General features: G+C 60.8%; 6 protein-coding genes. All 6 read right to left on the bottom strand.

Translation table 11 applies throughout. The annotated features are described in order from the left end of the window. Positions 1-252: 252 nt before the first annotated feature. A complete protein-coding gene (locus BXP70_RS09800; RefSeq protein WP_086593888.1) occupies positions 253-1,878 on the bottom strand; it encodes a glycoside hydrolase family 43 protein in 1,626 nt (541 codons plus the stop codon). 65 nt (positions 1,879-1,943) lie between these two features. Beyond that, a complete protein-coding gene (locus tag BXP70_RS09795; RefSeq protein WP_086593887.1) occupies positions 1,944-4,031 on the bottom strand; it encodes an alpha-glucuronidase in 2,088 nt (695 codons plus the stop codon). A 77-nt stretch (positions 4,032-4,108) separates the two neighbouring features. After that, complete coding sequence (locus BXP70_RS09790; protein ID WP_086593886.1) at positions 4,109-6,757, bottom strand: glycoside hydrolase family 31 protein; 2,649 nt, start codon at positions 6,755-6,757, stop codon at positions 4,109-4,111. A gap of 20 nt (positions 6,758-6,777) precedes the next feature. After that, positions 6,778-7,734, bottom strand: coding sequence for a glycoside hydrolase family 43 protein (locus BXP70_RS09785; RefSeq protein WP_086593885.1), 957 nt, complete (start codon positions 7,732-7,734; stop codon positions 6,778-6,780). Between the two features lie 47 nt (positions 7,735-7,781). Further along, on the bottom strand, positions 7,782-10,271 hold the full coding sequence (locus tag BXP70_RS09780) for a glycoside hydrolase family 95 protein (RefSeq protein ID WP_086593884.1): 2,490 nt from the start codon (positions 10,269-10,271) through the stop codon (positions 7,782-7,784). Between the two features lie 206 nt (positions 10,272-10,477). Then, positions 10,478-12,409 (bottom strand): alpha/beta hydrolase-fold protein, encoded by a 1,932-nt coding sequence (locus BXP70_RS09775; protein ID WP_086593883.1) that lies wholly within the window; start codon positions 12,407-12,409, stop codon positions 10,478-10,480. Between the last annotated feature and the right edge of the window lie 33 nt (positions 12,410-12,442).

Raw genomic sequence — 12,442 nt, 5'->3', positions numbered from 1 at the left:
CTAGGCTAGCTTCCTTCATGCAGCCGATCAGGCGCTAGGCTAACGCAGCGGATTTTGATACCTACTCCTCTACTACTCCAGCGCTGGCGGCCTGCAGCAGTTTCCTCCTTCTGCGCAGACAAGTTTTGTTTGATGGCAATGTAATGCCTGCCTGTAATGCCTGCCACGGTGGTATGATCCGAGCGATAGTGCGCGGTTGCGCTGCCTGGAGGCAAACTCACCTACCACAAAGCTTATGCACACTTGTGCCAATTATTTCAGCCCGGCCGTAGCGTATACCGCTAGGGCAAAGTCATAGCCCCGTTTATCACCTAGTAGCAAAGGCTGCCGGTTGAAATAGGCGCCGCCGGCCGGATACGCCTCTTGGCGGCTCACGCGCCAGAAAAGGGGGGCCGCCTTCTCAATGCCTTGCAGCTCAAAGGCGTAGGTGTGCCCGGCTTGTAGAGCCACTTGATTGCTCCCCGCAAAATCGAACTGTAGCAGCCCGGCGGGTTGCGGGGTGTAAGCAACAGATAATCCCTTGCCAGCCCCGAAAAGGTTGGTACCCGGTGTGTAAGCGGGGTTGGCCTGCGAACCTAGGTCGTAGAGCGCCAGGGTGACGGGCTGCTTGGCGTCGGTGCCAAACCCGTCGCCCCCAAACAGGTCGATGCGCGTCAGCTTGCAGTCCGTCTTCACCTGAAAGGTCTGGCCAAAGCTAGCAGCGCCCTTGTCGTGGTTGAAGCTGATGTTGTCGAGGGCCGTAGTTGCCGGGTCGGCCATGGTGCTCAGCAAGGGCGCGCCGGGCCATTGTGCGGGGCGGGGCTGGATATTTTGGACTACGGAAAGGCCGGTGGCGGTAGGTACAGGCGTAGCCGACGCTGCGGCTCGGCTGGCGCTAGGCTTGGGTGGCACGCTCACGCCGGCCACCGTTTGGGTGATGGGCTGGATGGTGCCGTCTGGATTATAATACAAGTATTCTACGCACACGCTGCGACGACCTAGGGCCCCGCTTTCCCCACTAGGTAGGGTAAGCGTCGCGTTGTGGTAGAAGAAGTACCATTGCTTTTTAAACTCAATAACGCCCGGGTGAATGGTATAGCTGTTCTTGGCCTGGTCGGTGAGGATGCCCTGGTAGGTCCACGGACCGGTTACTTTGGGAGCCGTGGCATAGCACATTTTCTCCGACATGCCTTGGTGTGCGAAGGCCGCGTAGGTGAAGTAGTACAAGTTGCCCCGCTTGTGGAGCCACGGGCCTTCCGTGTAATTAGGTACTTCGATGCGCTGAATGGGCCCGTCCAGCTCCGTCATGTTGGGCTTGAGCTTGGCTAGGTAGCAGTTGGGGTTACCCCAAGCTAGCCAGGCCGTGCCATCATCGTCTACGAATACGGTGGGGTCGATGTCGTCCCAGCCGTTGGGGCCAGGCGTGGTTTTGTCGGAAATGAGGGCCGAGCCGCGGGCGTCCACAAAGGGGCCGGTGGGGCTATCGGATACGGCCACCCCGATGGCCTTGGCGTTGGCTGGGGCGCCTTCCTGCACCGCCGCGTAGAAGTAAAATTTGCCATTGCGAGCTACTACTTGCGAGGCCCAAGCGTCCTTCGTAGCCCATGTAAAGTCCCGCACGTTCATCACTGAGCCGTGCGGGGTCCAGTGCTTCATGTCGGTGGAGGAATAGCAGCGCCAGTCGTTCATGTTGAACATCTGGCCCTCCTTGGCCTCGTCGTGACCCACGTAGAGGTACACCTTGTCTTTGTACACCAGCGGAGCCGGGTCGGCGGTAAATACGTCGCGCAGGATGGGATTTTCGCCCGGCTTGGGGGCCGTCTGGCCGTAGCTGTGCAGCGCGGTGAAGGCTAGCCCCACTGCTGCGAGCAGGGTAATAGGAAGGCAAGATTTACGCATAAGGAGAGGCTAGGCAACAGCAAGGCGAGCCGCCCACAAGCGGCCGACCAAGTAAGTACAAGGTACTAAGGCTGACGGGGTTGGCGCGGTGGCCGCGGCGGCATATCGTTGGCAATGGCGGCCTCCAGCGTATGCATCGGTGGTTCGATAGCAGCCGGAATGGGCATATGACTGAACTGCTGGAAGTAGAGCAAGCAGGCGTCTTTCCAGAGCACGGCGTTGCCGCTTTGGCTGCGTAGCTTGTTTTGCACCACTGCAAATCGCTCGGCATCCACGTAGGGTTGGGCCTGGTCCCAGGTGCGCTGAAACTGCCGCACCTGCTGCACGCCATGGTCGTAGTGCAGGGCTAGCTCGTCCCAGAGCGTGCGGCCGCTTTTCATCTTAAAATCCCAGGGCAGGTGGTGAAACCACAGCAGGTACTCGTCGGGGCAGGTGGCGGGGTCGTTGAACTGCGAAGCCAGCGGCTCGTGGTACTGGCTCACCGCGTCGCTGCCTTTCTTGGTGCGGTCGAAGCCTACACCGTTGGCCGCAGCCTGGTGGTAGTAAGGCGGAGTCCAGTCGGCGCGCATTTTAGGCGGCGCCCACCACGGGCCGGGGCCGTAGTGCTCATGCGTGGCCGACATGATGTGGTGCAAGCCCAGCGGCATCGAGTAATCGACAATAGCCTCGCGACTCGCCAGCATCAGTTGAGCTACGGGCGTCAGGAACTTAGCGTTCCAGTCGGCCGCGGAGGCAGCCAGTTGGTTAGCCCCGGCGGCATTTTGGAAAGTCAGCTTGAGCCACTCTTCGGCTATTTGGGCGCTTTTGGCGCTGCTGTTCCAGGCTAGCCGCCCAAAGGCGTACCAGTTGGCTTGGGCGAAGTCGTGGCCGGTCCAGTTGGTATCCAGTCCCACATTGGATACCCCGGCCATGGACGAGTGCGCCTGGCGGTACACGCTGCCGTTGGTGCAGCGGGCCACCGTGCTGCCGGGGCCGGCCTGGTAAGTGTCGCTTTGCAGGCACTCTTCCCACATGGGCGCCAAATAGGCTAGGTCAATCTCGTGCCCTAAGTATTCCTGGGTAATCTGAAACTCGGGCATCACGGCCGTCTTTTTCAGCGCCCCAAACAGCGGACTGAATGGCTCACGGGGCTGAAAATCAACCGGGCCGTTCTTCACCTGAACGATAACATTGTCCCGAAATTTGCCATCCAGCGGCACAAATTCGTTGTAGGCCTGCTTGGCGCGGTCCTTATCGTTGGGGCTATACACGAAGGCGCGCCACATCACCAAGCCTTTGTAGGGCTTCAGCACGTCGGCCAGCATGTTGGCGCCGTCGGCGTGGGTGCGGCCGTAATCTTGCGGACCGGGTTGGCCTTCACTGCTGGCCTTCACTAGGAAGCCACCAAAGTCCGGCACCTGCTGGTAAATCTCCTTCACCTTACCGCGCCACCACTTGACAACGGCCGGGTCCAGCGGGTCGGCGGTTTTGAGGCCGCCCAGCAGTACCGGCGACGAGAATTTCACCGAGAGATACGTCTTCACCCCGTACGGCCGCAACACGTCGGCAATGGCTTTCACCCGACCTAGGTACTCGGCCGAGAGAATCATTGGGGAAGCATTCACGTTGTTGAGCACGCTGCTGTTGATGCCAATAGACGCGTTAGCCCGGGCGTATTCCTGCCACAGTTTCTTGTCGCGGTTGGTCACCACCAGGGCGCTGTCCTTGCGCCAGAAGATCGACTTGCCAGCGTACCCGCGCTCCACCGACCCATCGGGGTTGTCCCAGTGGTTGAGTAGGCGAAGCTCGTACGAAGGGTTAGAAACTTCCTCAGCCACCGATTGGCCAGTTTGCTGGCGCCGTAGCAATTCGAAAGCCCCATACAGGAGGCCCGCCTCGGTGGCAGCCTGCACGCCTTGCGCGCTCAGGCGAAACCCATCATACTTGAAGGCTTTGTCCTTCTTGAGCGTCAGCGTCACGGTGGCCCCTGCCCTACCCTGCCAGCCCTGCTGCAATTCCTGCTTCGCCGTGGCAAGCAAGGCTGAGTTTTTGGCGGGCACCACCACCGTGACCGGCACCGCCGCGTGCGGGCGCAGCCAAAGCTGGTGACCGTCCTCGGCGCGCAGCCCTAGGGCGGGGCTTAGCAGCAAAAGGGCAAAAAGAAGCTTTTTCATATACCTGATGCTTAACACTTAATTAGCAGTTAGCGCCGGAGATGAGTGGCGTACTACTCGTTGAAAAGTAATTGATGCTACCGTTTTATCGTCAATCGTTTGCCTGTGTACACTACTTGCTTTTGGGGCTTACCAAACGCGGCACCTAGCCCGGTGGCCTCACTGGGCCACACGAGGTTGAACACCCGCCGCGGCAACGCGCCAGGATACGTGCCTTGGCGCGGGCCAATGGTGAGCGTTTGGCGCTTTTCATCCCAGGCGAAGGTGATGAGCGTGTGTTGGCCCTGCTCATAGCGGTAACTATCACCTTCGTCCTCGTACAAAGCGAAACGGCCATCGGCACCGGCGTACACTCTGATTTCCAACGTATCAGCTGTCTTCTGACCGGTGTATTGCAGGCGTTTGCCTAGGGGCACGATGGCGCCGGCTTTCACAAATACCGGAGTGGTGGCCGCGGGTGCGGGCGCAGTCACGGTTTGCCCGCCCGCGTGGCGCTGGCCCGTCCAGAAGTTGTACCATCCCGCCGCCTTCGGCAAATACACCGGCCACGCCGTCACGCCCGGCTTAATGACAGGCGCCACCAGGAAAGCGGGACCAAACGTGTACTCGTAGGCTTGGTGCGCGGCCGTGGTATCGGCCGGGAAATCCATCACCAGCGGCCGCATGAGCGTTGAGCCGTGTTGGTGCACTTGCCAGGCTTCAGAGTAGAGGTAGGGCAACAGGCGGTAGCGCACGTCCAGCAGTTGCCGGATGTTGGCTTCCACCACTGGGCCGTTTTTCCAGGGCTCGGTTTCGGTCTGGTAGCCGTGTACCCGAAAGATGGGCGTGAACGTGCCCCACTGGTACCAGCGCATCAGCAACTCGTTGTACTGCGGGTCGGTGTATTGCCCGGCGCCGGGCCGGAAAAAGCCGCCGATGTCGGTGGTCCAGTACGGCTGGCCCGTGATGGTGAAGTTCAGCCCAGCCGGAATCTGGCGCTTGAATGAGTCCCAGGTGCCGCCAATGTCGCCCGACCAGTTGATGGTGCCGTAGCGCTGCTGACCCAAGAAAGCCGAGCGCGTGAGAATGCACACGCGCTTATCAGCGGTGGTTTGGCGCTGGCCCTCGTATACGGCCTGGTTGACGAACAGCGGATACGTGAGCCGGTAAAAGTCGCCTGGTCCCGCAAACAGCTTTTTGCCGTGCAGGGCGTCGTTTTCGGGCTCGGTGGCATCTAGCCACCACGAGTCTACCCCGTAGCGGAACAGGTGCTGGTTCATGGCCGCCCAGTGCGCCGTGCGGGCCGCCGGGTTCGTGAGGTCCAGCCAGGGGCTATTGGGGATGTAGAAGTTGTTGGCTACGTGGCTTTTGCCAATGGCTGACTCCTTGTTCAGATTCTCCCACACCGAAATATTGAAGCGCGCGTGCTGGGCGTGTAGGTTCTGCATGAGCGCGGCCGGGTCGGGGTACTTGGCCTCGTCGAACTGCATCACGCCCCAGCCGTATTTGCCCCAGTACTGCCAATCCTGCACAATCACGTCCATCGGGATGTTGCGCCGCCGAAATTCCTGCACCGTCTCCTGAAGGTGGGCGCTGGAAGTGTACCGCTCGCGGCATTGCCAAAAGCCATAGGCCCACTGCGGCAGCAGCGGCACCTGCCCCGACAGGTTGCGGTACGTCTGAATAACGGCGTCGGCCTGCGGGCCATAAAACACCACGTAGTCCAGCAGCTGCGCGTTGGGCGAGCGAAACGTGGTGAGGCCATCCACCCGTTTGTAGGTGACGTGCGGCGTGTTGTTGGCCTTGCACACCACCTGGATGCGATGCGGCCCTGCGGCCAGGGTCACTTTGGCACTCGCTGTGGGGGGCAGCCAGAAGTTGCTGTGGTCGAGGCAGGCCACGCCATCAATGGCTAGGTAGTGCCGATTGCCCATGGCACCTAGGTCGAGCATGAGGGAATATTCCCCCGCTGCCGGCAGCGTAAACGTGCCAGTATAAGTGGCCTGGTCCTGCGCTACTTTTTGGGTGCCCGTGGCGGTGGTGGCATCTACTGCTTGGCCGGCTTGCGTTACGGCCAGCGCCTGCTTTTCCAGCGGAATAGGCGAGTCCGCCGGGTTAAAGTCGGTCAAACCGTATTGGTGCCAGAGCAAGCCGTACCCTTTGCTGGAATAAATGAATGGTAGGGCAGTCTGCGTGTTCACCTGCGTGAGTTGCCGGGTGATGCCGCGCAGGTTGAAGTGCCCGTCCTGGAATTGCCCTAGCCCCAACAGCAGCTCATCGGGCGCAGTTTGAAATTGTTGCTCGGCCACGACGCAGGCTTCACCCAACACGGGCTCAGCGGCCCGCAGGCGGGTAGTAGGTTGCTCTTGCAAGAACATGCGGCCAGTGTTATCGGCGTAGCGCAAGGTGCCGGTGGCCTTATCTACTAGCACTTTCACTTGCTTGGTAGCTAGCTGCACTGCCGCGCTGGTTTCCGTCACCCTAAACGCAGGTACCATCGCCGGACTCGTCAGCACCAACTCGGGCAACTTGGGCTGAGCGTCCTTGGTAAACTGCACCCGGATGGCGTTTTCCGCCAGCGGGCGCAGCACCAGCTGTCCATCGGCCAGAGTAAGCGTAACCCGGTCAGCGGCTTGGGTATAGCGTTGTACGCGCTGCCCAAAGCTACCTAGGGGCACACCCAAGGCTAGCAGCACTGCTAGCAGCTTGCTAGTATGTAGTGCGTTATCTATCAACTTGGTAACCATGCTGTTTAGTAAACGCAAGGCTACTTCACCGGCGCTACCCCCTTCGTCGTCTGCACAATGGGCTTGATGGTGCCATCCGGATTATAATACATATCGTCCACGCAGATGGAGCGGCGGTAGCTGCCGCCGGTGGGCAAGGAGCCGTTGTGGTAGAAGAAGTAGCTCTTACCCTTGTAGTCGATGATGCCGGGATGCGTCGTGAAGCTGTTCGGCACGTTTTCCTGAATGATGCCGCGGTACGTCCAAGGGCCGGTAGCGCTCGGGGCGGTGCAATACTCTATCATCTCGGGCTTGGTGCCGGCACTAGCGTACACGAGGTAGTAGAGCTTTTTGCGCTTGTACACCCAGGGCCCTTCGATGTAGTTCTTGATATTCACCACCGTGATGGGGCCAGCCAGCTCCGTCAGGTTGTCTTTGAGCTTCACCCAGCGGCAGCTTAAGTTGCCCCAATACAGGTAGGCCTGCTTGTCATCATCGATGAACACGGTGGGGTCGATGTCGTCCCAGGCGTGCGGCTTGTCCTTGGTCATCTCATTGACGATAAGCGCCTTGCCAATGGCATCCTTGAACGGCCCCGTGGGGCGGTCCGACACGGCTACGCCGATGGCCGCGCCGCCCTGGCTGTTGTCGTCCTTCTTGTGAAAGGTGGCCACAAACCAGTAGAACTTGCCCTTGTGATACACGCACTGCGACGCGTAGGCATCGCCGGTGGCCCAGGCGAAGGTGCGGGGCGAAAGGCGCGTGCCGTAGTCCTTCCAATGCACCATGTCGGTGGTGGAGTAGATGCGCCAGTCGGGCATCTTGTAGTTCGTTTCCTTCACCGAAGCTGTGTCGTGGCCGGTGTACAGGAACAGTGTATCGCGGTACACCAACGGCGCTGGGTCGGCCGTGAATACGTCCCTAATAATCGGGTTTTGCGCCTGCGAAGGCAGGTAGGTTCCGAAGGCCAGCAAGGCGACGAGCAGGGTATTTTTCATAGGACTAGGTTGTAGCTAGAGAGGCGGGGTAGGAAAGAGCCGCCGAGCTAGCGAGCTTTTAAGGAATAAGTTTGGCCGGCTTCAGTGGGAAAATCGTACACGACCGACGGCGCTACGGTGGGCTGCTTAGCCGTGGTTTTGGTAGATACCAGCGGCGACTTGACGGGTAGAGTCTGGTAAAACGGGTTGGGGTTTTCGCCCTGCGCTTCTTGCAGCTTCAAGCCGCTGGTAGCCGCTACAGCGCTGTGCACCCGCACGCGGCAGTTGCCACCGAGGCGCGAGGTGATGCGCACGCGCGTCACTTTGCCCTTGTCCCAGGCTAGGTCTACTACGTAGCCGCCGCGGGCTACGAGGCCGGTGACCTCGCCCGTGGGCCAGGCGTCGGGCAGGGCGGGCAGCAGGTCGAGGGTGCCGTCGTAGCTCTGCACGAATAGCTCGGCGAGGCCAGCGGTGCAGCCAAAGTTGCCGTCAATCTGGAACGGGGGGTGCGCGTCGAGCAAGTTGGGGTAGGTGCCGCCGCCCTCGCTCACGCCGCCGGGTTGGCTGCTCCGCAGCCGCAGTTGCTCGGTGAGCAGCTTGTAGGCGTGGTTGCCGTCCTGCATGCGGGCCCAGAAGTTCACCTTCCAGCCCATCGACCAGCCCGTGGACACGTCGCCGCGTTGGGTGAGCGTCACGCGGGCGGCCTCAAACAGCGCGGGCGTGCGGTACGGCGACAGTTGCCCGCTCGGGTACAGCCCGTAGAGGTGCGAAATGTGGCGGTGCTGGTCCTTGGGGTTGTCCACGTCTTGCAGCCACTCCTGCAGCTGCCCGTACTGGCCAATCTGCATGGGAGGTAGCCGCTCACGCAGGGTGCGCAGGCTGTCAGCAAAAGGCTTATCAAGCTGGAGCAGCTCGGCGGCCCGAATGGTCTTCGAGAACAGGTCGAACACCAACTGGTTGTCCATGGTGGTGCCGGCCACTAGCGCAATTTGCTTGCCTTGAAGGGGGTAGGTGTTTTCGGGCGATACCGAGGGCGCCACCACCAGCCAGTGGTGGGTAGGCTCTTCCTGCAAGGCATCGACGAAGTAGGTGGCCGCGCCCTTGAGCACGGGGTAGTAGGTGCGCAGAAACTGCTGGTCGCCGGTGAACTGGTAATGGTCCCAGAGATGCTGGCTTAGCCAGGCGCCGCCCATGGGCCAGAGGCCGTATTGCGGCGGGTCGACTTGCCCTGTGATGCGCCAAATGTCGGTGTTGTGGTGCAGGGCCCAACCGCGGGCGCCGTACATCTGGCGGGCGCTCTGCTGCCCGGTCACGCTCAGGTCTTTAATCATGCCGAACAGCGGCTCGTGCAACTCGGTTAGGTTGGTGACTTCGGCTGGCCAGTAATTCATTTCGGTGTTGATGTTCACCGTGTACTTGCTGTCCCAGGGGCCCTTGAGCTGGTCGTTCCAGATGCCTTGCAGGTTGGCCGGCTGCCCACCCGGCTGCGACGAGCTGATGAGCAGGTAGCGCCCGTACTGAAAATACAAGGCTGCTAGCGCCGGGTCGTGGCCCTGGGCAAAGCCAGCGATACGCTCGGGGGTAGGAAGCTGCGCGGCGGGCGTCACGCCTAGGTTCAGGGTCATGCGGTTGAAGTAGCGCTGGTAGGCTGCTACGTGGTCGGCCAGCGCCTGCTTGTAGGGCTTGCGCACGGCGGCAGCTAGGTAGGACGTGGCCCGCGCAGCCGGGTCGCCGCTCACGTCGTGGTAGTTCTTGAAGTTGGTGCCGATAGAAATGTAGAGCGTGGCGCTGTTGGCGTGCTCCACGCGGATGCCCCCGTCGGTGGTTTGCACGCTGCCGCCTTCGGCCACAGCTTGTACGCGCGTCTGGAAGCGAATCTGGCCTTCCTGGCCTTCGTGCTCACTGCCGCGGCCATCGAGCACCAGTTGGTCTTTTTCGGCGTGCCGGGTGTACTGCATCAGGCTTTCCTCGCTGAGCTGGCAGCTGATTTGGCCCGGCTTGCTGGCCGTGAGGCGCACCACTACCACTTGGTCGGGCAGAGAGCTGAACATTTCGCGGCGGTAGGTCACGCCGCTCACCTCATAGCTAACCGAGGCCACGGCCCGGCTGATGTCTAGGTCGCGCTGGTAGTGGGTAGCGTTGTCGTGGCCCGGAAAGTCGAGGTACACGTTCGACGCCATTTGGTAGGGCATGCCGCTGTTGCCGGCGGGCTGCATCTTGGCTTGCGCCAGGGCCTGCGCCTCTACCAATTGCCCGGCCAGCAGCTGCTCGCGAAGCTGCCGCACCACGGGCAGCGCGTCGGCCTTCACGTTGTTGTTGGGGCCGCCGGCCCAGATAGTTTCCTCGTTTAGCTGGAGCCGCTCGCGCTGGGGGGCGCCAAACACCATAGCGCCCAGGCGGCCGTTGCCGAGGGGTAGGGCTTCGTTCCAGTTGGCGGCCGGCTTATCGTACCACAGCCGCAGGGGGGTAGGCTTCGGCTTGGCCGCCGCGGCCCCTAGGGTGGTGGCCCAGCAAAGCAGCAGCAAAGAGGCTTTAGCTGACCAGTGAGGTTTGCTCATACGTGGGTGGGATGGACGCTGACGCTTGAAAGAGCGGAGCGTTAGAATGTATTCAAAGTATTACTAGACCGTCATGCTGAGCTTGCCGAAGCATCTCTACCGCTTCATCCAAGCCGTTCAACGATGCGATAGAGATGCTTCGGCAAGCTCAGCATGACAGGCATTTTTAATTGCTTTTTCTGCCTGCACTCCTCCCTCCTATCTGCCTAAAACAGCTTCTGCGCAAACAGATACAAGTCGTGGCGCCAGACGGGCCAGGTGTGGCCGCCGGGATACTCGCTGTATGCGTACTTGATGCCGAGCTCGTCCATCTTGGCGCGCATCACCTTGTTGTTGGCGTAGGCAATGTCCTCGGGCCCGCCCATCGAGAGCCATAGCTGCTTGAGGTTGGTGTTAATGGTGCTGGCATTGGCTTTCATGAAGGCATACTGCGGGTCAGACAAGGCCGCGTTGTTGGCAAAAAAGCCTGAGCTGAATACCCCCAGGTACTGAAACATGTCGGTGTTCTTTATGCCGGCGTAGAGTGTTTGCAGGCCCCCGAGCGACAAGCCCGCCAGCGCCCGGTTCTGGGCGCCAGGGGCTACCCGGTAGTTGCTTTCCACTACGGGCATCACGGTTTGCTTGAGCTCGTCCTCGAAACGCTTCAGTGTCGGCTCGCCGAAACCGGCTAGGCCGCCGGGGCCACCCATGTTGCCGTCCATCATCACGATGAGCATGGGTTTGGCCTTTTTGTCGGCAATCAGGTTATCTAGAATTACATCGGTTTTGCCTTGTTTGGCCCAGCCGGTTTCGTCTTCGCCGCCGCCGTGCAGCAGGTACAGCACCGGGTACTTGGCAGAGGTGTTGGCGTCGTAGCCGGCCGGGGTGTACACGAAAAACCGGCGCCACGAATTGGTGACTTTGGAGAAGAACTTCCGCTCGCGTATTTCGCCGTGGGGCACGTCGCGCTGGGCGTAGAAGCTGGTGCCGCGGCCCGGAATCTCAATGCCACTGGCCATGCGCCCCATGCCGTAGAAGGTGTCGCTGGCGGGGTCGGCGATGGGCAGGCCGTCGAGCAGCAGCGAGTAGTAGTGCAGGCCCCGGCTGAGGGTGTCGGTGGTTACGGTCCAGGTGCCGCTGCTGTCTTTCACCATGTCGTATTTGCGGCCTAGGTCCAGCTGCGCTTTCTGCACGCCGGGGGCTTTGAGGTGAAACACGGCGCGGTTGTCGGGCAAAATCTGGGGGTACTTGGCGTTGCGCACGTTGGTGGTGGCCTGGGCGCCTAGCACCGTGTAGGTGGGCAGCACCGCCACATCGACGGGCTTGAACAAGAACTGCGAGAACATGTACAGCCCATTTTTCCAGACCTTAAAGTCGTGCCCACCGGCTTCGATGTAGTACACGTGCGGCACGTTGTGCTCGTAGAGGTAGTCGTGCGTGCGCTGGCTGATGGGCAGCAGGCCATCGGCGTCGCCGCACGAAATCCAGAGCAGCTTCAAGAGCTTTTTGGCTTTGGCGGGGTCGGGCACCAGTTGCTCGGGCATCTTGGTGTTGGGGGCCGACGAGAAGCCCCCTACCCAAGCAAATTTATCGAGGTTGCCCAGGCCAAAATCAAGCGACTGGCCGCCGCCCATCGACAGGCCGGCAATGGCCCGGTTCTCGCGGGTGGTGAGGGCCGGGTAGTGCTTCTCGACGTAGGGAATGAGGTCGGTCAGCAGGTCTTTTTCGAAGTTGGCAAACGCGGCCACCTTGTCGGGGCCGTAGATATTGCCGATGGGCCGGTCGTCTTTCATGGCCCGGCCGTTGGGCATTACCACCAGCATGGGCTTGAGCTTGCCGGCCGCGTACAGGTTATCCAAAATTACCTGCGGGTGCCCGCCCTTGAGCCATTCCTTTTCGTCGCCGCCGATGCCGTGCAGCAAATACAGCACCGGGTACTTCTTCTTTTCAGAATAGCCCGGCGGCATGTACACCAGTGCCTTGCGCACCGTGCCCACGGTTTTCGAGGTGTAGCTGATGCTATCCAGCTTGCCCGTGGCAATGCCCGCGACGGGCTGGTCGAAGCCCTTGGGCGCTTCCAACGGCGCTATTTTTTGGGCAAAAGCGCTGCTTACGCTCAGCAAGACAACGCCCAAAACGACAGGAAATACGTTTCTCATAACTCAAAAAGAGGCCTAGCAGACCTAGGCAGC

The organism is Hymenobacter crusticola (assembly GCF_002154225.1).
In the GTDB taxonomy this organism is placed as follows: Bacteria; Bacteroidota; Bacteroidia; order Cytophagales; family Hymenobacteraceae; genus Hymenobacter; species Hymenobacter crusticola.
Note: the sequence above shows the minus strand (reverse complement) of the source record. Positions and strands in the feature narration are given on the sequence as shown.